This is a genomic window from Paenibacillus sp. YIM B09110 (assembly GCF_037167145.1).
GTDB lineage: Bacteria > Bacillota > Bacilli > Paenibacillales > Paenibacillaceae > Pristimantibacillus.
The window spans coordinates 271,550-297,404 of sequence record NZ_JBANSP010000001.1 but is presented as its reverse complement, the minus strand read 5'-3'; the positions used below and the strand labels follow the sequence as shown (position 1 = coordinate 297,404).

The 25,855-nt window shown below is 50.2% G+C and carries 22 protein-coding genes; 14 read left to right on the top strand and 8 right to left on the bottom strand.

From position 1 onward, the window contains the following. Window positions 1-53: 53 nt before the first annotated feature. From V8F51_RS01395 to V8F51_RS01385, 3 genes are all read left to right on the top strand, one after another. Window positions 54-1,511 (top strand): FAD-binding oxidoreductase, encoded by a 1,458-nt coding sequence (locus V8F51_RS01395; RefSeq protein ID WP_337098241.1) that lies wholly within the window; start codon window positions 54-56, stop codon window positions 1,509-1,511. Window positions 1,512-1,513: 2 nt separating this feature from the next. Then, a complete protein-coding gene (locus V8F51_RS01390; protein WP_337098240.1) occupies window positions 1,514-2,107 on the top strand; it encodes an MFS transporter in 594 nt (197 codons plus the stop codon). A 124-nt stretch (window positions 2,108-2,231) separates the two neighbouring features. Continuing rightward, window positions 2,232-3,854: an ABC-F family ATP-binding cassette domain-containing protein gene (locus tag V8F51_RS01385; RefSeq protein ID WP_337098239.1), complete on the top strand. Its 1,623-nt coding sequence runs from the start codon at window positions 2,232-2,234 to the stop codon at window positions 3,852-3,854. A gap of 58 nt (window positions 3,855-3,912) precedes the next feature. Here the strand turns inward: V8F51_RS01385 and V8F51_RS01380 are convergent, their stop codons facing one another. Genes V8F51_RS01380 through V8F51_RS01370 form a run of 3 tightly spaced genes read right to left on the bottom strand, consistent with a single transcriptional unit; the run spans window position 3,913 to window position 6,806 of the window. Next, window positions 3,913-4,713: an ABC transporter ATP-binding protein gene (locus V8F51_RS01380; protein ID WP_337098238.1), complete on the bottom strand. Its 801-nt coding sequence runs from the start codon at window positions 4,711-4,713 to the stop codon at window positions 3,913-3,915. A 34-nt stretch (window positions 4,714-4,747) separates the two neighbouring features. Then, the gene (locus V8F51_RS01375; protein WP_337098237.1) at window positions 4,748-5,794 is read right to left on the bottom strand and encodes a FecCD family ABC transporter permease; all 1,047 of its coding nucleotides are present in this window, start codon (window positions 5,792-5,794) and stop codon (window positions 4,748-4,750) included. Window position 5,795: 1 nt separating this feature from the next. Further along, window positions 5,796-6,806 carry a FecCD family ABC transporter permease gene (locus V8F51_RS01370; protein WP_337098236.1) on the bottom strand — a complete coding sequence of 337 codons (1,011 nt, stop codon included), beginning with the start codon at window positions 6,804-6,806 and terminating at the stop codon, window positions 5,796-5,798. A 189-nt stretch (window positions 6,807-6,995) separates the two neighbouring features. Here V8F51_RS01370 and V8F51_RS01365 point away from each other — a divergent pair, with 189 nt between their 5' ends. Further along, window positions 6,996-7,994 (top strand): ABC transporter substrate-binding protein, encoded by a 999-nt coding sequence (locus V8F51_RS01365; protein WP_337098235.1) that lies wholly within the window; start codon window positions 6,996-6,998, stop codon window positions 7,992-7,994. Window positions 7,995-8,052: 58 nt separating this feature from the next. Here the strand turns inward: V8F51_RS01365 and V8F51_RS01360 are convergent, their stop codons facing one another. Continuing rightward, window positions 8,053-8,895, bottom strand: a complete 843-nt coding sequence (locus tag V8F51_RS01360) for a helix-turn-helix transcriptional regulator (RefSeq protein ID WP_337098234.1) — start codon at window positions 8,893-8,895, stop codon at window positions 8,053-8,055. Window positions 8,896-9,019: 124 nt separating this feature from the next. On the opposite strand from V8F51_RS01360, the gene fabF reads away from it, so the two are divergent. The 9 genes from fabF to V8F51_RS01315 all read left to right on the top strand — a co-directional run bounded on the left by fabF (window position 9,020) and on the right by V8F51_RS01315 (window position 20,122). Continuing rightward, window positions 9,020-10,258, top strand: coding sequence for a beta-ketoacyl-ACP synthase II (gene fabF / locus V8F51_RS01355; RefSeq protein WP_337098233.1), 1,239 nt, complete (start codon window positions 9,020-9,022; stop codon window positions 10,256-10,258). A 192-nt stretch (window positions 10,259-10,450) separates the two neighbouring features. Further along, complete coding sequence (locus V8F51_RS01350; protein WP_337098232.1) at window positions 10,451-11,344, top strand: cation diffusion facilitator family transporter; 894 nt, start codon at window positions 10,451-10,453, stop codon at window positions 11,342-11,344. Window positions 11,345-11,550: 206 nt separating this feature from the next. Then, entirely contained in the window at window positions 11,551-13,149 is a 1,599-nt protein-coding gene (locus V8F51_RS01345) for a response regulator (RefSeq protein WP_337098231.1), read from the top strand. A 75-nt stretch (window positions 13,150-13,224) separates the two neighbouring features. After that, window positions 13,225-13,770, top strand: a complete 546-nt coding sequence (locus V8F51_RS01340; protein ID WP_337098230.1) for a hypothetical protein — start codon at window positions 13,225-13,227, stop codon at window positions 13,768-13,770. Then, window positions 13,682-14,959 carry a sensor histidine kinase gene (locus tag V8F51_RS01335; RefSeq protein ID WP_337098229.1) on the top strand — a complete coding sequence of 426 codons (1,278 nt, stop codon included), beginning with the start codon at window positions 13,682-13,684 and terminating at the stop codon, window positions 14,957-14,959. The genes V8F51_RS01340 and V8F51_RS01335 overlap by 89 nt, the downstream gene beginning before the upstream one ends. A gap of 17 nt (window positions 14,960-14,976) precedes the next feature. Then, window positions 14,977-16,266, top strand: a complete 1,290-nt coding sequence (locus V8F51_RS01330; RefSeq protein ID WP_337098228.1) for an ABC transporter substrate-binding protein — start codon at window positions 14,977-14,979, stop codon at window positions 16,264-16,266. A 267-nt stretch (window positions 16,267-16,533) separates the two neighbouring features. After that, window positions 16,534-18,183 (top strand): extracellular solute-binding protein, encoded by a 1,650-nt coding sequence (locus V8F51_RS01325; RefSeq protein ID WP_337098227.1) that lies wholly within the window; start codon window positions 16,534-16,536, stop codon window positions 18,181-18,183. Window positions 18,184-18,256: 73 nt separating this feature from the next. Next, the gene (locus V8F51_RS01320) at window positions 18,257-19,147 is read left to right on the top strand and encodes an ABC transporter permease (RefSeq protein WP_337098226.1); all 891 of its coding nucleotides are present in this window, start codon (window positions 18,257-18,259) and stop codon (window positions 19,145-19,147) included. An 84-nt stretch (window positions 19,148-19,231) separates the two neighbouring features. Continuing rightward, window positions 19,232-20,122: a carbohydrate ABC transporter permease gene (locus tag V8F51_RS01315; RefSeq protein ID WP_337098225.1), complete on the top strand. Its 891-nt coding sequence runs from the start codon at window positions 19,232-19,234 to the stop codon at window positions 20,120-20,122. A gap of 88 nt (window positions 20,123-20,210) precedes the next feature. On the opposite strand, the gene V8F51_RS01310 is transcribed toward V8F51_RS01315, so the two are convergent. The 3 genes from V8F51_RS01310 to V8F51_RS01300 form a co-directional block, all read right to left on the bottom strand. After that, window positions 20,211-20,813: a YqaA family protein gene (locus V8F51_RS01310; protein WP_337098224.1), complete on the bottom strand. Its 603-nt coding sequence runs from the start codon at window positions 20,811-20,813 to the stop codon at window positions 20,211-20,213. A gap of 333 nt (window positions 20,814-21,146) precedes the next feature. Further along, a complete protein-coding gene (locus V8F51_RS01305; protein WP_337098223.1) occupies window positions 21,147-22,562 on the bottom strand; it encodes an NAD-dependent malic enzyme in 1,416 nt (471 codons plus the stop codon). A gap of 89 nt (window positions 22,563-22,651) precedes the next feature. Next, window positions 22,652-23,767: an MGDG synthase family glycosyltransferase gene (locus V8F51_RS01300; protein ID WP_337098222.1), complete on the bottom strand. Its 1,116-nt coding sequence runs from the start codon at window positions 23,765-23,767 to the stop codon at window positions 22,652-22,654. 202 nt (window positions 23,768-23,969) lie between these two features. Between V8F51_RS01300 and kapB the strand changes: the two genes are divergently transcribed. Continuing rightward, window positions 23,970-24,368: a sporulation phosphorelay system protein KapB gene (gene kapB / locus V8F51_RS01295; RefSeq protein WP_337098221.1), complete on the top strand. Its 399-nt coding sequence runs from the start codon at window positions 23,970-23,972 to the stop codon at window positions 24,366-24,368. Window positions 24,369-24,415: 47 nt separating this feature from the next. Here kapB and V8F51_RS01290 read toward each other — a convergent pair whose 3' ends face one another. Then, window positions 24,416-25,732: a stalk domain-containing protein gene (locus V8F51_RS01290; protein WP_337098220.1), complete on the bottom strand. Its 1,317-nt coding sequence runs from the start codon at window positions 25,730-25,732 to the stop codon at window positions 24,416-24,418. Window positions 25,733-25,855 lie beyond the last annotated feature (123 nt).

Sequence of the window (25,855 nt, the reverse complement as noted above, 5' to 3'; positions counted from 1 at the left end):
AATGACCTCCGTTATTATTTTGAGGCGGCTTTATTTGTTGCAAAGGAGCGTATATGAAGAAAACAATCGTACTTCTATTGCTCATTGGCTTATGCGTGTTCCAATACATAAGAACAAGCACGCCCGATCAAGACCCTTTTACAGTGACCGATTACAGCAGATTGCATCCCGTTAAGGTAGAGCGAGTGGTGGAGGGCAAGGAAGAGGAGCAGCTTATCTCCCTTGTTAAGGACGCGAAGCGCAAAGGTCTGACTTTGTCCATTGCCGGCCAGCGCCATAGCCAAGGGGGCCATACCTATTACAAGGACGGCATCGTCGTCGATATGACGAGCTATAACAAGATTATTAAAGTGGATCAAGCTGCCAAGCAGATCACCGTGCAAGCCGGTGCGACGTGGGAGGATGTGCAGAAGGCGATCAATCGATACGGTCTATCCGTCCGAACGATGCAGTCGCTCAATCCGTTCACGATTGGCGGCTCGATCAGCATTAACGCTCACGGCAGAGACATCCGCAACGGCTCGCTTATAAGCAGCGTTGATTCCTTCCGGCTCCTGACCGCCGACGCTGCAATTAAGAATGTAAGCCGCACGGAAAATGCAGAGCTGTTCCCGTTAGCGCTTGGCGGCTACGGCCTGTTCGGCATCATTCTGGACGTAACGCTTAATCTGACGGAGGACGAGGTGTACCGCGAGTCAACCGTGCTGATGGACTTAAACGAATACGTGGACTATTTCCGAGACGAGGTGCTTCCGAATCCGGATATCAAGCTGCATATTGGGCGCATATCAGTTGCCGAGGACAGCTACTTTACCGAGGCGCTAGCCAAGAACTATACAGTCGACCGATCGCTATCGCTTAGCAAGTATAACAAGCTGGAAAGCAATGAGAAGTGGGTCGCTCCGGGCAAGCTGCTGTTTAACTTGAACCGATCGACGGAATGGGGCAAGAAGCTGCAGTGGAACTTGCAAACGTACTTCTTCGTAGAGCAATCGGATAAGATTATGAGCCGCAATAACGCGATGCGCGCCGCCTATGAATTTATGGAATACAGTCAGCCTGGCGCTAACGATCAATTGCAGGAATATTTTATTCCATTGAATCAATTCGACAGCTTCGCCAAGCGGCTAAGCGAGATTGTGAAGGAAGACAAGCTGAACTTGCTCAATGTAACGATTCGATACGTCAGCAAGGATGAGGAGGCCTCTCTCTCCTATGCGAAGGACGACATGCTCGCTCTTGTCTGTCTATTCAACGCTCCGTTATCGGAGAAGGGGCAGCAGAAGATGAAAGAGAGCGTTCAGCGGATTATCGACGAAGTGATTGTGCATGAAGGGTCTTATTATTTGCCATATATTGCTTACCCGACGGTCGAGCAGTTCCAGAGTATCTATCCAAACTACAAAACATTTTTCGATCAGAAACGGAAGTATGACAACGAAGGGCTGTTTATGAACTATTTTTACGAAAATTATGGCTCTGAACCGTTGAGAGAGGAGGCCGCACCCTGAACATGAACGTCAAATGGCTGATTAGGTCGCAAAGCGTCGTTACGTTAGCGGCAGGCATGATCTATCCTTATTATTTGTTGTTTCTCAAAAACTTAGGCAACAGCTATTCGAAGTATGGCTTAGCGTTCGCCGTATTCACGATCAGCTCGGCTGCCGTATCCACTTGGCTGGGGCCGAGGCTAGACAAGCATGGCACACGTATTCTTGTTGCCAGCTCGCTTGGTATGATGGCTTCCATGCTGGCATTCCCATGGACAAGCTCTTATGCGCTCGTACTGCTGCTACAGCTTATTATGGGCACTTGCAATGCGATGCAGCGGATGAGCGAGCGGCTGCTGCTCGCCGAGGGTACAGAATCCGGTTCAAGAGGGATAACGATTGGCTCTTATCACTTCTGGACGTCGGTTGCCTCCGGCTTTGCGGTTATTGTCGGCGGATTGCTGATTGACTGGCTGACGATCAACGCTTTGTTCTATATGAGCGCGATGCTGTATGGAGTTAGCGCTTGGGTCGTATGGAGGGCAAGCGGTACGAGTCGCAATCGCAAGTCAGCGAAGCCAAAGAGAGGCGAGAGCGGGCTGTCCATGCCGGAGTAGGCGAAAGGCAACCGCTTTGACTGACTTTTTGCACCAATGCCCAATTGGGCGTTCGTTTCGCGCCATACTGTGCTATAATAGTTCGAGATAAAGTGATCATGTAGTGAAGGACGGGATTAAAGAAATGATTAGCACAAGTGGCATTACGCTTCGTTACGGGAAGCGTCCGCTTTTTGAAGATGTAAGCATCAAATTCACGCCAGGCAACTGTTACGGCTTGATCGGCGCTAACGGCGCAGGTAAATCGACGTTTCTCAAAATATTGTCCGGCGAAGTTGAGCAATCAAGCGGGGAAGTTCATATAACACCAGGCGAGAGATTCGCCGTATTGAAGCAGAACCATTACGAATACGATGGGTTCGCTGTGCTTGAGACGGTTATTATGGGCTACAAAAAGCTGTATGAGGTTATGAAAGAGAAAGACGCTTTGTATGCAAAAGCCGATTTCACAGATGAAGACGGCATGCGCGCAGGCGAGCTGGAAGCCGAATTCGCTGACATGAACGGCTGGGAAGCGGAGTCCGAAGCGGCAGAGATGTTGAACGGCCTTGGCATTACGCCTGATATGCACAGCAAGATGATGAGCGAGCTTGACGGCAACGAGAAGGTTCGCGTATTGCTGGCGCAAGCGTTGTTCGGCACGCCGAACATCCTGCTCCTCGATGAGCCTACCAACCATTTGGACATCGAATCGATCCGTTGGCTGGAAGACTTCTTGGGCGATTACAAAGGTACTGTCATCGTAGTCAGCCATGACAGGCATTTCCTGAATACGGTATGTACGCATATCGCGGACATCGACTTTGGCAAAATCCAGATGTACGTCGGCAACTACGACTTCTGGTACGAGTCCAGCCAATTGGCGCTTCAATTGATGCGCGGCGAGAACAAGAAGAAGGAAGACAAGATCAAGGAACTGCAAGCGTTCATTCAACGTTTCAGCGCGAACAAGTCGAAGGCGAAGCAAGCGACGTCGCGTCAGAAGCTGCTTGAGAAAATTACGCTCGACGACATTCGTCCATCGAACCGTAAATATCCGTTCATCCTGTTCAAAGGCGAGCGTGAAGCGGGCAAGCAGCTATTGCTCGTTGACGGCTTGACGAAGACGATTGACGGCGAGAAGCTGATCGACAATCTGACGATTGCGATCAACAAAGGCGACAAGGTTGCTTTCGTCGGTCCGAACGGCTTGCCGAAGACGGTCTTCTTCCAATTGCTGACTGGCGAGCTTGAGCCCGATGCGGGCAGCTACTCGTGGGGCGTTACGACGACTCGCGCTTACTTCCCTAAGGATAACTCGGCTTACTTCGACGGCGTAGACATGAACCTTGTGGAATGGCTTCGCCAATATTCCAAGGATCCGGATGAGACGTTCCTCCGCGGCTTCCTTGGCCGTATGCTCTTCTCCGGCGATGACGCGATGAAGAAAGCAAGCGTATTGTCCGGCGGCGAGAAAGTGCGCTGCATGCTGTCGAAGATGATGCTGGAAGGCGCGAACGTGTTCATCATGGATGAGCCGACGAACCACTTGGATCTCGAGTCCATTACAGCGCTGAACAACGGTCTAACAGACACGGATTGCACCGTTCTGTTTACCTCGCATGACCATCAGTTCGTACAGACAATTGCGAACCGTATTATTGAGTTTACGCCTAATGGCGTGATCGATCGTATGACGACATACGACGAATACCTTGAGAATCCAGAGATCAAAGCGATCCGCGAGCGCATGTACGCGGTACAATAAATAACAAGAAGCGCCGCACGGAGAGGTTCACCTCTTCGAGCGGCGCTATTTTTTTTTGCTATTTCAACGCAAGCTGACGTCCTTTGCCATATGGGATACACATCGGCGTGCCGAATATCGGATCGGCAGCTACCTGGCATTTCAGCTCGAAGACGTCTTGAATGAGCTGCTCGTTCATGATCGCCTCCGGCTCTCCTTGCGCATGGATGCCGCCGTCCTTGACGGCGACGATATGATGCGCGTAGCGACAGGCGAGGTTAATGTCGTGCAGCACCATGACGATCGTCCGTTGTTCCCGTTCGTTCAGATCAAACAATAGATCCAATATTTCGATTTGATGCGTCATATCGAGATAAGTCGTCGGCTCGTCCAGCAATATCGTTTGCGTGTTCTGCGCGAGCGTCATCGCAATCCATGCTCGCTGCCGCTGACCGCCGGAGAGCGAGTCGACGGAGCGTGATGAGAACTCTCCCATATGCGTCTCGTCAAGCGCTCGCTTGACTAGCTTCTCATCCTCGTGGGACCATTGCTGCAGCCAGCTCTGATAAGGATAACGGCCTTGCTTCACAAGTTGATGGACCGTAAGTCCCTCAGGGGCAATCGGTCCTTGGGGCAGGATGGCTAGGCGGCGGGCAACCTCCTTGCTCGAGAGCTTGGCGATTTCGCTGCCGTCGAGCAATATAGCTCCGCCTTGCGGTTTGAGCAGCCTTGCTAGCGAACGGAGGAGCGTTGATTTGCCGCAGCCATTGCTGCCGATGAATACCGTAATTTTGCCCTTAGGAATAACGAGATCGAGCTCGCTGAATATTGGTTTTTGACCGTAGGCTAACGTTAGGTTTTTGGCTTGTATGGCGGTCATGAAACTCACTTCCCTTTCTTGATGTGAACGTCGATTAAGCTCTGTTGCGATGCCGGTACAATAAGTAAATGAAGAACGGTGCGCCTACGGCAGCCGTAAATACGCCAGCCGGAATATCGAGCGGAATGAAAGCCGTTCGCGCGACAAGGTCCGATAGCAACAAGACAAGCGAGCCGATGAGACCAGAGACAGGAATGACTCCGCCATAAGCAGGTCCTACGAGTTTGCGCGCAATATGGGGCGCCATAAGTCCGATGAAGTTGATAGCGCCTCCGATCGCTACTGCCGCGGCGGCTAGCGCAACGCTAATGATTAGCAATACAGTACGTTTGGCATTAACCCGGCTGCCAACGCTTGTTGCGACTTCATCGCCAAGCTCCTGCACGTTGAGATGCCTTGCATACAGCAGTGCGATAGGGAGCAGAACGACGAGCCAAGGAAGAAGCGTCATGACATCTCTCTCCCAAGATACGCCGTATATGCTGCCAGTCATGAAAGTGAACGCCTTAACGGCAACTGCGGTCGGCGTGAATGATGCGGTTAGGATAAGCATGTACGTAAGCGCCGAAAGCGCGGTAGCCATACCGATGCCTATCAGAACGAGCCTCATCGGTGTAATGCCTTTGCGATAGGCAAATAGATAAATGAGCAAAGCGGTCGCGAACGCACCTGCCATCGCGCTTAGCGGCATAAACCGAATGCTCACATGCGAGAAATATAAGATGAAGACGACGGTGCCTAACGACGCGCCTCCGGAAATACCGATAACATCCGGCGAGGTTAGCGGATTGCGCACAATGCCCTGAAGCAGAGCTCCGGCTACCGCAAGCGCAGATCCGACCAATACGGCAATAATAACCCGCGGCAATCGCAGCGTTAATATGATCATTGAATTCGTATCATCGCCGATTCCAAATATCGTCCGTACGACTTCCAGCGGACTGATAAAGAGGCTTCCAAGCCCGGTGCAGATGACGATAGCCGCTAGATTGGCGATGATGAGCATGCCGATGACGAAGGCCGTTCGGCGATTGATTTGGTAAGACATGACACGGTTCCTAATGGTTAACCACGGGTTCATATTAAGAGCGCCCCCCTCTTCTAGCGATATACACAAAGAATGGGATACCGAGTATGGCGGTCATAACGCCGACGGGAACTTCCTTCGGAAAAGCGATATAACGAGAGCCGATGTCGGCTGCCAGCAGCAGAATGCCGCCATAAACCGCGCTATATGGGATCATCCATTTATAGTCGATGCCGACCATGTAACGAACCAAATGCGGGATGATAATACCGATAAAGGCAATCGGTCCAGCCATTGAGACGGAACCGCCTGCCAGCAATACGACAAGAATGCCCGCAATCAGTTTGATGTAAATGGTTTTCTGACCAAGTCCGACGGCCACATCGTCCCCAAGCGCAAGCACATTCATATGTCGGGCTAAAATAAAAGCTCCGATTAGCGCAAGCAACATGAATGGCGCTGCTGCTTGATAGATAGAGATGCTTCGGTCCGCAACCGAGCCGACGAACCAATAAAGAACTTGGTCGAACGTTTGACCGCCCGTAAGCAGTACGCCCATGGACAAGGAAGAAAAGAACGCGGTGATAGCCGAGCCCGCGAGCGTAATCTTAAGCGGAGTCAGTCCGTCGTTGCCGATTGAGCCTAGAATGTATACGAGGGCGGCAGTAACCGCTGCACCGATGAACGCAAGCGAAGCAAATGTTGAGAAGCCGCTTACGCCAAAGAAAGCGGAGCCGGTTACGATGAAGAAGGCTGCTCCGGCATTAATGCCGAAGATACTCGGCGAAGCAAGCGGGTTGCGCGTAATGCCTTGCATTAAAGCGCCGGCTACGGCTAAGCTTGCGCCGACTGTCGCCGCGATTAGCGCTCGCGGCATTCTAGCCGTCTGAATGATAAGATGCTGTTGTGACGTTGTATCATACGATATGTACGATTCAATAATCGTTTGCGGTTTAATATTGACCACTCCGAAGGCGATGCTGCTGATGAAGCAAGCGGCGAAGACGAGAAGGCCCAACAGTAGGCCGGCAAACTTGCCTGTTCGTGTTGTTAATAGCGTGTCCATAATTTCCTCTTTCCTTGATGTTTACAATGCGAATTAGGATACTAGGTCATTTTAGGGGATGGATATGGCTCTGTCAATGAATCTGAAAATCATTATCAATTAAACGTTGACATCCTTGGACGAGCTTGGTATAGTTCGTGAAGTGCAACTTGAGAATGATTTTCAAAAATGAATGGGAGTTGGAATTTTATGTTACAGTTATTGAAGGGAAAATTTACATGGACTGTCGTTACGGCATTGCTGGCATTGGCAGTTATCGTATCAGGCTGCGGTCAGTCCGCTAACAATAACGCAAATGAGGCGGATGCTGGGCAATCAAGCGAGAACCAATCGGCTGATGTGCGGAAAGTTACTCATGCAATGGGCGAAACGGAAATCAAAGGAAATCCAGTACGTATAGTCGTGCTTACGAATGAAGGAACAGAAGCTCTTCTTGCGCTAGGCATTAAGCCAGTTGGGGCAGTAAAATCATGGACGGGCGAGCCGTGGTATGATCATATCAAAGCGGATATGGAAGGCGTAACGGTTGTCGGAGAAGAGAGCCAGCCTAACCTTGAATTGATTGCAGGTCTGAAGCCGGATCTTATTATCGGCAACAAATTGCGTCAAGAAGAAGTATATGAGCAATTGAAGGCAATTGCTCCGACTGTATTCTCAGAGACGCTTCGAGGCGCTTGGCAGTCCAACTTCAAGCTCTATGCCGATGCGGTAGGCAAAAGCGCGGAAGGCGACAAAATTATCGCTGAATACGACGCTCGTACGGCAGATTTCAAAGGAAAAGCCGGAGACAAGCTAAATCAAAAAGTGTCCGTTGTTCGATTCATGGCAGGCAAAACCCGCATTTATTTGGGAGATACGTTCACAGGACTTGCGTTCAGCAAGCTTGGCATAACTCGTCCCGACAGCCAAATGGGCTATAAGGATACGTTCGTAGAAGAAATTACGAAGGAACGCATTCCGGAAGTAGATGCGGATATGCTGTTCTACTTCACATATGAGACGGGCGATGGCAAAGGATCGCAAATGGAAGAAGAGATGTTGAAGGATCCGCTCTGGCAAAGCCTTAACGTTGTGAAAAACAACAAAGCGATCCAAGTGAACGATGCGATCTGGAATACGGCCGGCGGCGTAATTGCAGCTAACCTGATGCTGGATGAGCTATACGATATTTACGAAATCGCGAAATAAATGCATAAGTACGTAGCAACAGCCGGGCTTTCGAAGCTTCGGCTGTTTTTTTAATTGTTCAGTCCATAAGCTGCTTCAGCTTACTCTCCGTCGTGGATTCGGGAGCGGGGGTGTAGACGCTGCAGCGCAGGTCGGCGCTTCCGTGCACTTGGAGCGAGGTGAGATGGAACAGCATCTTGCCGGCTTTGGCATGGCGGAATTGAAGCAGCACTTCCGGTGCGGAGCTAACTCGGCTTTGCTCCCATAGCGCATTGAAATTCGGATGAATCGCACTCATCTCTTCAAGGAATTGCTCATACCACTCATCCTCAAAATATTGCCCGTAGTACGCACGGAAGATAGCGAGGTAGCCGCTAACGAATTGTTCCCAATTGACCGCCAGTCGCTGGAACTCCTTGCGTGTGAACAGCAGCCGTATCATATTGCGCTGATCGGGCGGGATCTGATCGAAGTCCAAGAAGACATGCGAGGCCGCTTCGTTCCAGCCGACGATCTGGCAATGTCTGTCCGATATAATCGTAGGACAATAACGAAGCTCACGCAGCATGTATTGTAAGGGCGCGCTAATTTCCGGCTGAGGCAGATCCTCCTGCTTAAAGGAGGTCGCGCCTGGTCCAGCATCAAGCGCCAGCGCGTACAAATATTTGCGCTCATCGACCGTTAGCTGCAGAGCAGCTGCAATGGCGTCTAAGACCGAGCTTGATACTTTGATATCGCGGCCTTGTTCCAGCCATGTATACCAGGTAGAGCTGACGCCTGCCAGCTGAGCGACCTCTTCCCTGCGAAGACCAGGCGTCCTGCGGCGAGTACCGGCGGGCAGGCCAACCGCTTCGGGCTGCAGCTTCGCCCGTTGTGTCTTGAGAAATTGGGACAACACTTGCAGTCTTGTGGAATGATTCATGGCTGGCGACATCCTTTATTATCGTTATCGTGGTACTGATTATACTATAATAAATGACAACTTGTAATAGGATAACTTCTATGACATGATAACCTCCATAATCGTTATTCGAGGAGGAAATAGGATGGAGAGAGTTGTAGTGACGGGGATGGGCGTCGTATCGCCGCTTGGCAATGACGTTGACAGCTACTGGAGCAAATTGATCAAAGGCGCTTCCGGTATTACGCATATCGATCAATTCGATACCGCAAGGTTCAAGTCCAAAATAGCAGGAGTAGTGAGAGACTTTGATCAAGATAGCCTATTTGGGCGCAAGGAAGCGCGCCGGATGGACCGGTTTACTCAATATGCCCTTGCTGCGGCAGAACAAGCGCTTCATAACGCCGGAATTCAGCTGGAAGAGATAGACCTTGAGCGAATGGGCGTTTATGTGGGATCTGGCATTGGCGGTATCCAGACGCTGATTGAGCAGGACGGCGTACTTCGCGAACGCGGGCCGGAGCGGGTAAGTCCGATGTTGGTGCCAATGATGATCTCGAATATGGCTGCTGCGATGATCAGCATTAAGTATGGCGCGCTTGGCCCGACGATGTCACCGGTAACGGCATGTTCGATAGGCAATACAGCCATCGGCGAAGCGTTTCGGCTCATCAAGGGAGGATATGCAGACGTGATGTTTGCTGGAGGCGCAGAGGCGGCTATATCGGAAATATCGCTAGCGAGCTTCGGCAACGCCACGTCGCTGTCGACGAGGAACGATGAGCCTGAGCGAGCAAGCCGACCTTTCGACGCCGGCAGAGACGGCTTTGTCATGGCGGAGGGAGCAGGCATCCTTGTACTCGAGTCTCTCTCGCATGCTCGAAGGAGAAATGCTCCTATTGTAGCGGAAGTCATTGGTTATGGCGCAAGCTCCGACGCTTATCATATGGTCGCGACTCATCCTGAAGGCAGAGGTGCTTATCTTGCCATGAAGGCGGCGCTTCAGGATGCAGGAATTAAACCGGAGGATGTCGATGTAATCAACGCCCATGCGACAAGCACTGAGATCGGCGACAAGTCGGAAACGGTTGCGATTAAGAGGCTGTTCGGCGATTATGCCAAGCAAGTGCCGATAACGGCAGGCAAATCTATGACCGGTCATATGCTTGGTGCCGCAGGCGGTGCGGAAGCGATCTCCTTGGCTTTGAGCCTTCGTACCGGCATTATTCCGCCGACCATTAATCAGGAGCAGCCCGATCCGGAATGCGACTTGGATTTCGTGCCGAACGTTGCACGTCACGCCGATTTAGACATCGGGATGTCAAATTCATTCGGCTTCGGCGGACACAACGCAGTTATTGTGTTGAAGAAATACAGAGACTAATTGCTGGAATTAGATGAAACCTTACGCTTGGATAAGGTCAAAAAACTTGGCCGCATGCATAAATCTAAGCACCTGGTCAACACTGTTTCTCTAGACCCAAATCGGATTGCTCGGGTATGATACCAGTATGTTCATATATGGTGCGATCTAATGGCAGCGGTAATGGCTGATGAAACAGTGGGAGGGCATGCTTTGACTGGTTACGATGATATTAAGCAGGGCGAGAAGGGCGCTTGGGTCAGCATCGGTGCTTATCTGGTTCTATCTGCGCTTAAGCTCGGAGCAGGTTATTGGTTCGCATCGGGCGCGCTCGTAGCCGACGGTTACAATAACTTGACCGATATTGTGGCATCGGCGGCCGTATTAATCGGACTTCGGATTTCTCAGAAGCCTCCGGATAAGGATCATCCGTACGGCCACTTTCGAGCGGAGACCATTGCAGCGCTCATAGCATCCTTCATTATGGCTACGGTAGGCTTACAAGTGCTTATCGATGCGGTGAAATCGTTGTTCGAGGCGGAGAAGCACGTGCCTAATCTGATCTCGGCTTGGGTTGCATTGTTCGCCGCAGTCTGCATGGCTGCCGTTTACATGTACAATCGCAGGCTCGCTCTGCGAATCAACAACCAGGCTTTGCTCGCGGCGGCAAAGGACAATTTGTCCGACGCGCTTGTCAGTATCGGCGCGGCTATCGGCATCATCGGCGCTCAGTTCGGGCTGCCGTGGCTAGATCCTGTAGCGGCCATCCTTGTAGGCGTCATCATCTGCAAAACGGCTTGGGAAATCTTCTATAGCTCGACTCATGCGCTTACTGACGGCTTCGATGCAAAGGAGCTGATTTCGCTTCGTTCGATGATTGCCGGAACGAAAGGGGTCAAGTCGATCAAAGATATAAAAGCCCGCGTACATGGGAGCAATGTGCTGATTGATGTGATCGTACAGGTTGATCCCGGGTTATCGTTGATCGAAAGCCATCGCATTAGCGACGAGATTGAGAAGAAGATGGGCAAGAAGCACAATATTATGAGCGTTCATGTCCATGTCGAGCCGTTCGAGGATACAGTGAGTCCGCTCGGGCAGCAATAGAAGAGAATAGAGATGGTTCGGATGCAATATCTGTTCCATCTTTTTTGTTATGGGGCGATGCTGCAAATTTCAGCATCGTAATTTACGGAATGAGTAACAGAGTGTATAGTGAAGTTACTATTAATCGATGCGCAAACCATTTTTATGTAAGCGGTTTCTATTGTTCGAAATCCGCGTAAATCATATTATCACAACGAGGGATCCCAATGTTAAAGCTAATGATAGTGGATGATGAATTGTTAATGCGTATCGGCATCCGTTCTATGATCGATTGGGAAGCGCACGGATTCCGAATCGCCGCCGAGGCAGAGAACGGCAAGGAAGCGCTCGAATTAGCCCAAACGTTGAGACCTGATCTGATCATTACGGATATCAAAATGCCCGTCATGGACGGCTTGCAGCTGATCCGGGAAACATCAAAAACGGTTGCCGATTGCAAATACGTAATATTGAGCAACTTTGACGAATTCCGGTATGTGAAGGAAGCGCTGCAGCTTGGCGCAATCGATTACTTGATCAAAAGCGAGATAACAGCGGATGCTCTGGCCGAATTGCTTGCCGGTATCAGGCGGAAGTGGGAGCTCGGAGGAAGCGCGAAACCGAATATGCTGCTGACCTCGCACATTTCGCAAAGCTTATCCCATCTGAAGGAAAGCTTGTATAAAGACCTGATCAGCGGCTTACTGGGCGATAGTGAAGCGGCCGAGAAGGCAGAGCAATTGCAGTCGCGCTTGCGTTCGGAGGATTTGACGGTCGTCAAGCTTCGCATCGACCGATTCGCGAGTATACGTCAAAAGTACGTGGAGAAGGATGAGAAGCTGTTAAGGTTCTCCATTCTCAATATATTGGAGGAGATTATTCCGGGCAAATGGCGCAAGGAGCTGGTCGTCGAAAGCTCCTCTGAATATTTGCTGATTGCCAATACACTGGGGGATGCGCGCTCGGACATCGCCAAGCTTTGCGGAGCCATTCAACGGACGATGAAGGATTTTATGAATATGTCTATCACAATAGGCGTAAGCTCCGTCGTTCCGGGATTTCGGTATATGAAAGCAGCATATCGGGAAGCTGATAACGCGCTCCTACGCAGTTTTTTTGCGGGGTACGGATATATTTTGTTCTTTGAAGACAAGGTGGATTGTCCGAATGAGGAGATTATAGCGCCTGAGCCAAGCGAAGCGAACGAGTCAAAAGATCTTGCGTTGCGCCGCGTTCTCGATAGCAATAATGAGGCAAAGTTGACAGAGTTTCTGATCGATTTCCGAGGCGAATTAGCGGCCAAACGGGCGAATGAGCGCATGATCCGCGAGGCGTACGTGGGACTGGCCGAAATGGTCGGAGCGCATATGAGCTATTTGACGAGGCCCCGACTTCAAGTTGCGGACAAGCTTCCTTATGAAGCGGTCCTTTCCGCAGAGACCTGGGATGACGTTCACCGCATTGTGCTTGATTATGCAACACTTTGCTTAGCTGCGGACAGCGGCTCGACAGAGCAAAGAAGCTATGCGGACATGGCGGTCGAGATGATGCACCGTTATTATGCCGAGGATATCTCTCTTCAGAGCGTTGCCGGTCAAATTAACGTCAATCCCTCGTACTTAAGCCGAATCTTCAAGCAAGAGAAGGGGGAAAACTTCATTTCTTGCTTGACTCGCATCCGGATTGACCGGGCGAAGTCGTTTCTGGAAAGCCGTAAATTTAAAGTGTACGAAGTGGCTGACAAAGTCGGCTATCATAATTACACGTACTTTAGCAAAATATTCAAGAAGGTCGTCGGAGTCAGTCCGGAAGATTATCGCGGATAATACGGTCCGTCGCGGCCTTGGAATGCGAGACGATGTATGCGAAAACGATTTCCATTCATTAGTATCAAATCGAAAATGCTGATTATATGCTTGACTGTCATTATCGTGCCGATTTTCGTCATGACGGTTATATCTTACGCTTCATCCCAGCGGCTGCTTGAGCAAAAGTATACGGAGCTGCTGATGGATATTGCCAATCAGACGAACGTCAGCATCGACGATTATCTAAAGGAAGTGGAAAAAATATCTCTGGTTGCCAGCTTCGGCATGAACAGCAGCGTAAAGGCGGCAGCCGAAGACAATTATCCGCTTCAGGAATATTTGCGCGACGACAACGAGGAGAACGAGAACACGGCTTACGGCATGCTGATGAACTACATTATGATGAAGGACCGGGAAATTTCCTTTTACATCTATAACTTGAACGGGGGGCAGGACTTGTTCGTCGGCACCGATCTCCCCTACGATTACAGCTATGATGCGAAGGAAGAAGAATGGTTCAAGTTTTTTCAGGTGTCGAACGAACAGCAAGATGATGACGCTGGATACGCATGTCGACCACCAGACAAAAAGCAAGAAGCTCGCCATCTCTCATGCCAGAAAAATATTGGATATGGATAGCGGTACTCTGCTCGGGATTATGGTTGTGCGAATCGATCTGAGCGTCATCGAGGTCGTCAACAGCAGGTTGCAGCAGGCGCTGCGTTCGCGGTTCACGATCGTGGACGAGGCGGATAACATTATTTTCAATGCCAATACCGGTCTTATCGGACAAAAGTTTACGGAAACGATTCAGCCGGATAAACGCGACCATATTATCGTGGCCAGCCCGTTCGATCGGCAGCGATGGACGACCTATCTCTATATGCCGAAGAGCGAGTTGACGGCGGAAGGCGATCTTTTGCGGCAAAACATTTATCTTCTGGCGGTTCTGATGCTCCTGTTTCTCGCGATTATTTCAATCTACTTGTCAAGCGTCATAACGAGGCCTATCAAGAAGCTGATGAGCAACATTTTGCTAGTGGAGAAGGGGCAGTTCGAGCATGTCGAAGACATTCATTCACGCGACGAAATCGGATTGTTAGCGACAAGGTTCAACCGGATGTCCCGCGAGCTGAAAGGACTAGTCTCTCAAATTCAGCAGGAGGAAATGAAAAAGGCTGCCGCGGAAATTCGAGCGCTGCAATCCCAAATCAACCCGCATTTTCTGTACAATACGCTCGGATCGGTGAAGTGGATCGCCTCGATGCAGCAGGCCGACACCATTGTGGTCATGACCGATGCGTTGATTGCCATGCTGCGTTATGCCGCCCGCGCTGAGGGCGCAATGGTATCCGTACGCGAAGAGTTCGATAATTTGCGGAACTACATGACCATTCAGCAGGTTCGATATTATAACCGGATTCGGATGGATGTGTTTGCGGACGATACGCTGCTCGAACAACGAATGCCTAAGCTGATTCTTCAACCGATTGTCGAAAACGCTATTTTTCATGGACTTGCGGAAACGGAAGAGGATGGCGTCGTAACGATTCGCATTGCGCGCGGCGACCATTGTTTTACGATTGACGTTCATGATAACGGCGAAGGGATGGACGAGGAAACGTTAAGGCTCATCAAGGCCTCGCTCGCGGGGGAAGCGGATAATGGGGAAAGTATCGGCCTGCATAACGTGCAGCGCCGGATTCAGCTTCATTACGGAAATAGATACGGAATCGATTGCAATAGCGCTCAGGGAGCCGGCACGACGTTCCGCATTTGTTTGCCTGTGGAAGAGTACTCGATCGAAATGGAGCACCGAGGCGCATAAACGAGGGGGACGGTTCGGTGGCAAGAGGTTTAAAGCTTTTGTTGTGGATTGGCGCAGCGGCTGCCGTTCTGTTGACAGGTTGTTCAGAGAACGACCCGGCAGCACGTTCCGATACGGAAACGCCGCCTAAACCTGTCGTGCTTAGATATACAAGCTTCATGCTGGATTCGTCGCAGACGGCAAGCTATTACTTCGATGCTATCGCCGAATTTGAAGCTTTGAATCCAGGGATACGCATTGAGGTTGATCATATTCAGAACATTAATTATATGGCCGGCTTAAAGACAAGACTGCTCGGAGGCGAGCAAATGGACGTGTTCGACGTGTGGTCGCCCAGTCTGTTCGAGGAACTCAGGCGGCTGGATGACAACGTCTATTTGGATTTGAGCGACGAGGATTTTTTGAACGATTTTTTGCCGGCGGCTTTGGAGCCGGTCACCTTAGACGGTCGCGTGTACGGCGTTCCCGGTATGATGCATACGGACGGATTGCTCTATAACAAAACGATGTTTCAAGAGCTTGGGCTTTCTGTACCTGGAACATGGGATGAGTTTATTCGGCTATGCGAAAAGTTGAAGACTCTAGGAATCGTTCCGATAGCGCTTAATTCCGAATGGTGGGTTCCGCAATTTTTTTTCGGTTCGCTTATGTCTAATGCCGGCGCGGGTGAGGCCTGGACCGCAGAGCTGGAGCAGGGCCTTGTGAAAACGGAGCATCCGATACTAATTAACGCCATGAAGATGACAAAGGAAATCATCGATCGCGGCTTTGTGCCGGACGACTGGGAACAGCTCAAGCATGAACAGTCAAGAGATCTGATTACAGGCGGCAAGGCTGCCATGATCATTACCGGTACCTGGGATCTATCGGAGCTGAATGCGAGCGGAACCGGACAGGAAATCGACTTTATGATGGTGCCCGGAAAGGAGCACACGATTCCGAACCTGAATATCGGCTCCTATAAAGTCGTTAGCGGGAGCAGCGAGCATCCGGAAGAAGCCAAGCGATTTCTGGCCTATATGAACGGAAAAGAGATTCAAGAAAAGCTGGCGGATAAAGTGATGGCTGTACCTTCCGTTAGCGGCGTTTCGCTCCATGACCCCATTGTACGGCGCATATCCGATCTAATGACAGGCAGAGAAGCAATGATTTATTGGCCGCATATGGTGTCGACGGAGTCGCTGCAGTTGTCGGTGATCGACAGTCTGAATGAGTATCTCAGAGGAGCCGATCTGGAAGGCGAATTGGAGAAAATACAGCATGCGATTGACAGAGCCGGCGATATGGAGACGCAACCGACAACTTAATCAGCTTTGGCAATTGACCTCAATCCTTCTCGCAAGAGAAGGATTGTTTGTTTTGTCATGATTTGATTGAAGGATGTTTATTACACTGCTTCTTGCACTTTTTTTAGGTGCACATCCATTATTTTTACTTTTGGGCCATGAATGCGGAGAGCTCGTTCCAACGAGTAAAGAAAAGAACAGCAACTTGTCAATTGCGTTGATTTATCCGATTGTCTGTTTTTTTTACAATAAACTAGTATCCTACAAATGACAAATGGGGGGCTAAACATGAGTAAAAAGCTGTTGACTATCGTAACGGTGCTGACGCTCGTCTTTCTGGCGGCATGCAGCGGAAATTCCGCAAATAAGGAGAATGATTCGAAGAACTCGCCTGCGCCTGAGCAATCGGTGAACGAAGAAGGCGAAGTCGATTACGCGTTCGGAGCCTATGAGGAGCCGGTCACTGTTCATACCGTTAGAGCTGAATATTCCTCGGCACAATTCCCGGAAGGCGACAATATGGCCAGCAACATTTGGACTCGCGCCTACAAGGAACGGTTCAATATTGACGTCGTGACGGATTGGGTAACCGACGAATACGATACGAAACTTAATCTTGCCATTTCGTCCAACCAATTGCCCGATGTGTTCCACGTCAACGCTACGCAACTGCAGCAGTTGATCGAAGCGGATATGATTATGGATTTGACGGAAGTGTTCGACAAATATGCGTCAGAACGCTTGAAGGGTTATATGGAGGCGGACAGCGCCAGTTACGAATCAGGCAAAAAGGACGGCAAGTTTTACGGCATTCCGCAAATGCACTGGGGATTCATCGACCAGCCTGACTACATTTGGATTCGGAATGACTGGAAAGAAGAGCTTGGCCTTCCCGATCCGAAAACAATTGACGATATCAAAAACATTGCGCTGAAGTTCAAGGAAGCGAAGGGCGGATACGGAATTGCGGTCGACCAGACGCTGGATTACTTAAATCTGCTCGCAATCGGCTGGGGAGCGCATCCGGACATGTGGATTCCAGGCGCCGACGGCAAGCTCGCGTACGGCTCGGTGCAGCCGGAAATGAAGGATGCCCTTGCGGCATGGGCCGAATGGTTCAAGCTTGGACTTATTGATCCGGAATTCCCGATTAAAGATTTCAGCGCGATGAACTCCGGCGTTGTATCCGGCAAGTCCGGGATGCAGCCGTACTATCAATGGTGGGGCTATAACCCTGGCGTCGATACGGTAACCAATCAGGGCAAAGAAGCGGTGTTCTACCCGTATCTGATTCCGACCGTCGACGGTCAAGTGGCGACGCAATCCGTATTTTTCGCGAACGGCTCCTACACGGTCGTGAACAAGAAGTCGAAGCATCCTGAAGCGGCCATCAAGCTTCTTAACTTCTATGCATACATTCTCGACGAAGGCACCGGCAATGAAACGCCTGAGACGCTTTCCGCCATGCTGGACAAAGACATTGCTCACGTTACGGGCGCGTTCAAGATCATTAATCCAATGACGGATTATGAGCAGTTCTCGCAAGTGAGCGAAGCGCTGAAATCAAAGGATACGAGCAAATTCACGACAAGCGGCATGTGGCAAAAATACAATAACAGCGTTGAATTTTTGACTAACGGCACTCCGGCGGCAACGGGCGACTATTTGCAGCAAGGCTCGCCGAAACCTGCTTACGGTCTTGCCAAATCCATTCTCGACAACAATCAATATATCAAGACCGCAATGTGGGGAGCGCCGCCGAAAGAGCTTGCCAAATACGGTTCAACGCTCGATGACATTTTGACGGAAGGCTTCACGAAGATCATTATGGGCTCGGAAAGCATCGATTATTTCGATACGCTCGTCAAAAACTGGCATGCTGCCGGCGGAGAGGAAGCGACCGCGGCCGTAAATGCAATGTACGGCGGTCAGCAGTAAGCTGAAACAAGGAGGCGAATATACGCTCGCCTCCTTTCTATTCACGCTACACCAGAGAACGGAGGAGCAGAACATGTTATTTAAGCTTAAGCAGCAACGGGCATTCCACCTTATGCTCATTCCGAGCGTTATTCTCGTTATTATATTCAGCTACCTTCCGCTTTATGGAATGATTATCGCGTTTCAGGACTATAATCCGGGTTTAGGCTTTGGCTCGCCGTGGGTCGGGATGGATAACTTCGAGCATGTGTTCAGACAGCCGAATTTCGTGCGGACGATCTGGAACACGTTGTATATGTCGTTCTTCAAGCTGATCGGAGGCATCGTCGTGCCGGTTGTGTTCGCTTTATTGCTGAACGAGGTAGCGCGCTCGGCGATGAAAAGGTCGTTCCAGACGCTCGTCTATATTCCGAATTTCCTGTCGTGGGTCATTATGGCGGGCATAATGATCGATATTTTAGGCTCGGATGGCATTGTCAATTCGTTCATTAAGCTATTGGGAGCTGAGCCCATTTCCTTTCTCGGCAGCCCATCGATCTTTCCTTGGACGATGATCGTGACCGATGTCTGGAAAGGCTTTGGCTTCGGAACGGTCGTCTATTTGGCTGCGTTGACCAGTATTGACCCTGGGCTCTACGAGGCGGCATTGATCGACGGCGCCAAACGATGGAAGCAGACGATTTACATTACGCTGCCGCTGCTCATGCCGACGATCATATTAATGACCGTTCTGTCGCTCGGCAATATTTTGAATGCGGGCTTTGACCAAATATTCAACCTGTATTCACCCGTTGTTTATGAGACAGGCGATATTATCGATACCTATGTGTACCGGCTTGGCATTCAACAGGCGCAATATTCAGTAGCCGCCGCAGTCGGGTTTTTCAAGTCGATCGTTTCTTGTATTTTAGTAATCGTATCCTACATTCTTGCTTATCGCGTCGCAGGATACCGTATCTTCTAGAGAAATGATGTTTTGCTTACGCAAACATTAAGCCTATGCTTACGAAGTATGTTTGCTTACGCAAACATTTAAGGAGGGATGATCGTGGTTCAAGATAAGAGCCTGGGGCGAAAGCTGTTCCATGTCGTCAACTACATGATTTTGATTTTGGTTTCGCTGATCTGCGTGCTGCCGTTCGTTAACCTGCTGGCCGTCTCTTTCAGCAGCAGCGCCGCGGTGTCTGCAGGCGATGTCGTATTTTGGCCAAACGGATTCAATACAAAAGCCTATGAGTTTGCGCTAACCGGCGATGCATTTTTTCGGTCTATGGGAATTTCGGTTCAACGCGTCGTATTAGGAACGCTGGTTAACCTTATATTGATGGTGCTCGCGGCATATCCGCTATCGAAGACGAAGGAAAAGGTGATGGGACGCGGTTATTATATGGGCTTTTTCGTCTTCACGATGCTATTCAACGGGGGACTGATTCCAACCTATTTGATCGTCGTCAAAACCGGGTTGATCGACTCTATCTGGTCTCTGATTTTGCCGGGAGCGATCCCCGTATTCAGCATGATTATTCTAATGAACTTCCTCAGAGGGCTGCCGGAAGAAATAGAGGAATCGGCAACGATTGACGGGGCAGGGCCCGTTCAAATTTTGGTGATGATCTTGTTGCCGCTTTTGAAGCCTGCGCTGGCCACAGTCGGACTATTCAGCATCGTCGGCCATTGGAATTCGTGGTTTGACGGCATTATATATATGAACGATACGGCGAACTATCCGCTGCAAAGCTATTTGCAGACGCTGCTGCTCAGCTTCGAGCAAATTATGCTGAGAGCCAGCACCGACTATACCCAACTGCTTGCGATGATGAACGTGCGCACCGGCCGCGCGGCTCAAATGTTTCTGGGGGCACTGCCGATATTGGCGATTTATCCTTTTCTGCAAAAGTATTTTACGACCGGCCTCGTTCTCGGCAGCGTAAAGGGTTGAGCATGACAAAGTCGAACAAAATAGAAACGGGATGGAGCAGATATAACATCTGGCCATCCCGTTTCTATTTTGTCATATGTTCTCATTATTAGCTGCCGCTGCTGATTGACTCCTGATTGTCGGCTGCTGCGCGCTTCTTACTGCGATGTCTGCGAATAAGCAGGAAGATAATGATAAGCGGAACGCCGACGAGGAAAATATAAAGCGAGACGTCCTTGACCATATGCTCCGCGGCACGGCCGTAGAAATAGAACAAACAGCCGACAATATAAAACTTAAGACCGCGGCCAATTGCAGCATAGCCGATCAGCCGCCATAATGGAAAATTCAAGCATCCGGATAGGATGGTGAACACTTTGAAAGGAATTGGCGTGAACGAGCCGATCAGAATAGCAGCCTCGCCGTTTTTCTGAAACCGGTCGGTTGCCGCGTCGATCCATTCTTTTTTGAGAAATTTGTAGAGGACGGATTTCCCCATTACTTTGCCTAGATAATATCCGACAGGCGTACCGATGAGGCAAGCGATATAACCGACAGTGGCAAGCCATAGCGCGGTAGAGGGATTCATAAGACTAAGCGTTACTTGCAAGAAAAATGCGGGTATCGGAAAGATGACTGCATCGAGGAAAGCATGAATGGCTAATCCCCAAGGACCGAAGTCGGCCAAAAAATCGACAATGTTCTGAAACATTAACAGGCTCCTTTACCGTTAGCGGACCTGCACATAAAGCTAGCTTAACAATGAAATGGCTAAGACTGGAATAAGGACTTTATATGCTTAATCATAGTATGAGTTGGCTTGGATATGTCATTGCTTGATAAGAATTTTACACGGCATAAGCCATAAGTCATGCATACCGTTTCATTATAGCACACAAACCAAGCTATAAAGTAAACAGCTATTCAATGCGCGCCATCCGAGGCCGGTGGTCATAGCAATACGGCTTAGAGCGCTTCAGGTTTCATAAAAATAGGAGCCGGACCATGTGGTCTCAGCTCCTAAAGTTATACTCCCTATCTAACGCTATTCTCTCGTCTGCCTGCGAGACACGCCGCTCTGCTGCGCCGCTTGGATGACGCGGCGGCGAACCTCCTCGACGACGCGGCCGTTGAAAACGCTTGGCACGATGTACATTTTATTAAGCTCATCGTCGCTTATGACAGAAGCAATCGCTTCCGCGGCCGCAACCTTCATCGCCTCATTAATGACGGCAGCGCGGCTGTCAAGCGCGCCGCGGAAGATGCCCGGGAAGCACAATACGTTATTGATCTGGTTCGGGTAATCCGAGCGCCCCGTAGCGAATACAGCAACGATATCTTCCGCAAGCTCAGGAAGAATCTCTGGCTCCGGATTAGCCATGGCGAATACGATCGGCTGTGGCGCCATTGTCTCGATATGCTCTCGCGTAAGAATGCCGCCGGCCGATACGCCAATGAATACGTCGGCGCCTGCGAGCGCCTCCGCCAATCCGCCGCTGCGGCGTTCTTGATTCGTGTTGTCCGCATACCATTGCCACATCGGATTATCGTAGCTGCGATCGGCCGTCAGGATGCCTTCGCGGTCCACGCCTACGATATGGTTGGCTCCGCCGGCAAGCAGCATCTTCGTGCAGGCTGTGCCGGCCGCGCCGATGCCGCAAATGACGATCCGTGCTTCGCTAAGGGTTCGCTCCGTAAGCTTAAGAGCGTTCAGCAGGCCGGCGTAGAGCACGACGGCCGTACCATGCTGATCGTCATGAAATACCGGAATATCGAGCTCTTCGCGCAGACGACGCTCAATTTCGAAGCAGCGCGGCGCGGATATGTCCTCGAGGTTAATGCCGCCAAAGCCCGGCGCGAGATGCTTGACCGCCGCAATAATCTGCTCTGTATCCTGCGTGTCCAAGCAGATCGGAAAGGCGTCGACATCCGCGAATTGCTTGAACAGCATCGCCTTGCCTTCCATGACCGGCATTGCCGCATATGGCCCGATATTACCTAGGCCAAGCACGGCGCTGCCGTCGGAGACGACTGCTACGGTATTGCGTTTAATGGTCAGCGTATAAGCTTTGGAAGGCTCTTCATAGATAGCTTGGCATACTCTGGCGACCTCCGGTGTATAGACGCGCGACAAGTCGTCGCGATTCTGAATCGGGGTTTTCGGTTGAATTGCTATTTTGCCGCCTAGATGGAGCAGAAATGTCCGGTCGGAAATATGAACAAGCTTTATACCGGGAAGTGACTTTAGCGCTTCTGTTAGCCGCTCCGCCGCTCCGTGTTCGGCAATCTTAACCGTAAGATCGCGAATGCTCTTATTTTTGTCTGTATGTATGACGTCAATGGCGATGATATCGCCTCTCGCTTGTTCTATGGCTGTAGCCGCACGGCCGAATTGAGCCGCATTGGTATCAATCTCAAGTCTTAAAATAATCGTCTTGCCGTCTGCCATCTGTGACTTCATCCTTCAACAGCTCCCTTCTTCAGTTATACTATGCATTTAACCAGATAGTATTTATGCTAACCAAGTCGCGCTGAAATAAAAAAAAGCCGTTACTGCATTAATTGCAGTACGGCTCTCGGACAGCTCTTCGGATCGTATTGTAGATTGCGTTTCGTTAGCAGGCTGTCACGGAATTGTCCTGACGCGTAAGGCTCATGGATCAGCTTGAACCAGCGGTCTACCGTATCGTTGGAATCAAGCATTTCGCCGAAGCCATTGCTTATAAAGTATTCGCAATTCTCTTCTTCCTGACCTGGAATCGGTTCGTAGAACAGCATCGGAATGCCTTTGCTCATGCCTTCCGTGCAGGTCATCCCGCCCGGCTTCGTCACGAGCAGATCGGAGGCGTCCATAAGCTTGTTCACCTCGCGGGTGAATCCCATGATGCGGACATTCGGATGCTGGAACAGCGGGTCCGCCTGCATTTTTTCTTTCATCTTCTCATTAGATCCGACACAAAAAATAAGCTGGGTCGTTTCACGCCATTTGGTCATATATTCAAGCGCGTTATCCTCGTACATAATGCCCCAGCCGCCGCCCATAATGAGCACAGTAGGCATCGCCTTCAAGTCGAATTGCTTTCGAACTTCCGCCTTCTCATATGTATGCCAAAAGTTAGGGTGAACGGGAATGCCCGTAACTTCTACGTGGTCTATGGATATGCCTTTATCAACCAACAGCTGCTTTACTTGCTGTGTAGATACAAGGTATTTGTTTACTTCCTGATTAACCCAAGAGCCGTGCGCATCGTAATCGGTAATGACCGTAAGCAGCTTTATGTCGAGTCCGAGCCGCTTGAGGCGAGCGACTACCGAGTTGGGAACGGGATGTGTACATACGATAACGTCTGGCTTAAGCTGCGAAATGACCTGGGAAGTCTGGGTATAAAACACACGATGAAGAGCGAGCTGCGTTAATCGATTCAGTGACTTCTTATAACCGCTGCGATACATAAGGCCGACCATCTTAGGCTGCTTGCTGACGGTTTTCCGATAGGCGGAGACAATCAAAGGGCCAATCACTGGATTCAAAAATTTGCCAAGCTCAATGACGCGTGTCTGAACATCCGGGCTGAGCTGCTTTAACCCGGTTGCAAGCGCATAGGCTGCTTGCGTATGGCCGGAGCCGAAGCCTTCTGAGAGCAGCAGCACTCTTTTCTTACGCATACATGTCACCTTCTTTTCTATTTCCATATTACGATGCAAGCGCTGTTAACACAAGTTATATCCGGTCAGGCTTGCTAATATTATGGACAATAAACTATCCTTAATGGCATACGCAAGCAAGGTCAAGCTGACTAATCGGCCTAATAGGCGATTGCTAACGAAGTGTGTTTGCTTCGCAAACACTTAAAGGAGGAGCATAATGATGGAAACGATAAATCGCAATGAGGTAGGCTTCAAGGTTGGAGATGTTGTTCGCGCAGAAGTACGCACGGGTCAATATGCCTGCGAGCTGATGGAGCTGAACGGTCCGCGTGCGCTTGTGAAGGTGCTGGCGGTATTGAAGCATCCGGAGCAGGGGGATCTGCATAACCCGTATAATCCCGACGTACCGATGTTTCACGAGCGCCGCGCGCTTAGCTATACAGAAAAAACAAATGTATTGCTTCGAGACCTGAATAAATATAACGGCCAAGTCCCCGATTACAAGCAATCGCTGCTTGCTGCGGCTGAAGCCGAGATCGCGGGTCTTGACCGTTTGCAGCGCTGGGCCGCCAAAGGCTTGGAGCAATTGATACAATTGAAGCAGGATTATGATAAGTAAGAATGATAGCATCATTACGTCGTTCTACATTATATCGTACTAACCAGCTACATATTTATAAAGATTGTTTTAAGTAAATCGCGATATACAACTTGGAAGCCAAGTCCTTCAGTCAATGCGGCTAGCGGTACGTAAGTCTTGCCAGTGCCGTTATTTTTGTAGATAAATGCCGGATCGGCGTTAAGCTTAATCGACTTGCCGTTCACCTTGATCGACGTTGCGCCGATCTGAATGTCGACCGTTCGATCCGCAAGCTTGATCGTCGCGATCTGCCCCTTGGCGTTCCAGTCGAGCTTAGCGCCGAAGCCGTCGATAATGTCTCGCAGGGCAACGTAGGTGCGTCCTTTGATGAGCAGAGGCGGATTTGATGTCGAGAGCTCCGTGCCTTTGACAATGATCGATAGCGGTACACCGGCTGCTCTAGGCTTCACTGTTCGATAATCGCCCCAGATCGTGCTGGTGAATGCTTTGCCGATAACGGAGTAGCCTAGACGGTTCGGGTGAATGTCGCCTTTGGCAATAGCGGTAAGTCCGAGCTCGTTGCCTGCAAAGCCGTCCGCTATGCCTGCAATCTTGATTTGCATCCCTTCCTTGGCTAGAAGCTCGGCAGTGCCGGCCAATATGTCCTTAATTTGCTTAACGCCTTCTAGGAGAACCTGCCGTATATCTTCATCGAATGAATAGATCGTTGTATTGCCAATCTTGTACGGAGTCGGAACAGGTAAATATTGATCGGCTATAACGATTTGCGCATTCCGATTTAGCTTGTGGACGAGGCGGAGCGTTGCAAGCAGATCGGCTTTATAATTATCCAGTACGATCTTCAGCTCAGCAGATACCGCGTCTTTCCCTTCTTTTCGAACGACGGTCAGAAAGTCGTTGCCGCCGATCGTCATAATGACAAGGTCGGCCTGCGTCAGTGATTCGCGGAGCTGCTTCGTTCCCGCGAAGAGCTGGTCAACCCTTGGATCGGGCAAGCCCTCTTGCATGTTGCTTGCCATGACGCTGTCTGCTCCGCCGACAGCAGCTTCAAGCCATTTCTTGAGTCCATTAGTTTTGAGTCCGATGACGCCGTAATTGGCGACCTCACTACGCAAGCCATGAAACAATGCTTGCTCGTATACGTGCTCGACGAAGCCGTATGGGACTGACTTTTCTGTGAATCCGAGCTCATATCCTGCCGTTAAAGAGTCGCCTATCGCAACGATTTTATAATCGTTAACCGAGGAGGACGAGCTGCCTTCCGCGGCAAGTGCGGGTACTGTCGTTCCCGGTAAAGCGGCAGCAAGAATGACGGCCAACATTACTGCTGCGAGCAGCGCCAGCTTCATTTTGCGCGAATGATTCCTTAATTTGCTATACAATAAATCCACGTCCTTTTGCTAATATGATATGGAGAAGCTTGTCCGCGAAAGCAGACAACTCCCCCTGGTGGTAAACAACTCTTATCACAATCATAAAAATATTAAATTGATTCCGTTTTGGCC

Coding starts and splice junctions, on each gene's coding strand:
- V8F51_RS01395 (WP_337098241.1), top strand. CDS start 54: ATGAAGAAAACAATCGTACTTCTATTGCTCATTGGCTTATGCGTGTTC.
- V8F51_RS01390 (WP_337098240.1), top strand. CDS start 1,514: ATGAACGTCAAATGGCTGATTAGGTCGCAAAGCGTCGTTACGTTAGCG.
- V8F51_RS01385 (WP_337098239.1), top strand. CDS start 2,232: ATGATTAGCACAAGTGGCATTACGCTTCGTTACGGGAAGCGTCCGCTT.
- V8F51_RS01380 (WP_337098238.1), bottom strand. CDS start 4,713: ATGACCGCCATACAAGCCAAAAACCTAACGTTAGCCTACGGTCAAAAA.
- V8F51_RS01375 (WP_337098237.1), bottom strand. CDS start 5,794: ATGAACCCGTGGTTAACCATTAGGAACCGTGTCATGTCTTACCAAATC.
- V8F51_RS01370 (WP_337098236.1), bottom strand. CDS start 6,806: ATGGACACGCTATTAACAACACGAACAGGCAAGTTTGCCGGCCTACTG.
- V8F51_RS01365 (WP_337098235.1), top strand. CDS start 6,996: ATGTTACAGTTATTGAAGGGAAAATTTACATGGACTGTCGTTACGGCA.
- V8F51_RS01360 (WP_337098234.1), bottom strand. CDS start 8,895: ATGAATCATTCCACAAGACTGCAAGTGTTGTCCCAATTTCTCAAGACA.
- fabF (WP_337098233.1), top strand. CDS start 9,020: ATGGAGAGAGTTGTAGTGACGGGGATGGGCGTCGTATCGCCGCTTGGC.
- V8F51_RS01345 (WP_337098231.1), top strand. CDS start 11,551: ATGTTAAAGCTAATGATAGTGGATGATGAATTGTTAATGCGTATCGGC.
- V8F51_RS01340 (WP_337098230.1), top strand. CDS start 13,225: ATGCTGATTATATGCTTGACTGTCATTATCGTGCCGATTTTCGTCATG.
- V8F51_RS01335 (WP_337098229.1), top strand. CDS start 13,682: ATGATGACGCTGGATACGCATGTCGACCACCAGACAAAAAGCAAGAAG.
- V8F51_RS01325 (WP_337098227.1), top strand. CDS start 16,534: ATGAGTAAAAAGCTGTTGACTATCGTAACGGTGCTGACGCTCGTCTTT.
- V8F51_RS01320 (WP_337098226.1), top strand. CDS start 18,257: ATGTTATTTAAGCTTAAGCAGCAACGGGCATTCCACCTTATGCTCATT.
- V8F51_RS01310 (WP_337098224.1), bottom strand. CDS start 20,813: ATGTTTCAGAACATTGTCGATTTTTTGGCCGACTTCGGTCCTTGGGGA.
- V8F51_RS01305 (WP_337098223.1), bottom strand. CDS start 22,562: ATGAAGTCACAGATGGCAGACGGCAAGACGATTATTTTAAGACTTGAG.
- V8F51_RS01300 (WP_337098222.1), bottom strand. CDS start 23,767: ATGCGTAAGAAAAGAGTGCTGCTGCTCTCAGAAGGCTTCGGCTCCGGC.
- kapB (WP_337098221.1), top strand. CDS start 23,970: ATGGAAACGATAAATCGCAATGAGGTAGGCTTCAAGGTTGGAGATGTT.